Below are 409 nucleotides of genomic sequence, written 5' to 3' on the forward strand. Positions count from 1 at the left end.
TGCATAGACACGGTCAATCAATAGACCATCAATTCGATCGTTTTTCAAATCAATCAAGGCTTCATTAAAGGTTTGGTATTGATTCGCTTCCTTATTAGCGACAATATTCTTCAAAATTTCTGGATTTGCTTCAAAGTCCGCATAACCAGATGAACCAGCTTGAGCTCCTAATGTCTTTCCAGTCATATCCTTTGCAGTCGTGATACCAGATGATTTCTTCGTAACCAATACCTGCTCATTCTTCATATATGAGTTACTGAAAGCCACCTTTTCACGGCGTTCGTCTGTAGCGGAATAGCCATTCCAAATCAGATCAATCGTTCCTTTTGTCAATTCAGCTTCTTTCAAATCCCAATCAATCGGTTGCCAATTTACCGTGATTCCGTATTTTTCAAAAACAGCTGTAGCT

1 protein-coding gene is annotated in these 409 nt (G+C 39.1%); it reads right to left on the reverse strand.

The window, feature by feature from the left end; all coding sequences use genetic code 11:
• Positions 1-409 (reverse strand): transporter substrate-binding domain-containing protein (locus tag HZ297_RS11880; RefSeq protein ID WP_178863981.1); only part of this gene is annotated, 409 nt, incomplete at both ends.

The organism is Thiomicrorhabdus cannonii, from assembly GCF_013391695.1.
GTDB lineage: Bacteria > Pseudomonadota > Gammaproteobacteria > Thiomicrospirales > Thiomicrospiraceae > Thiomicrorhabdus > Thiomicrorhabdus cannonii.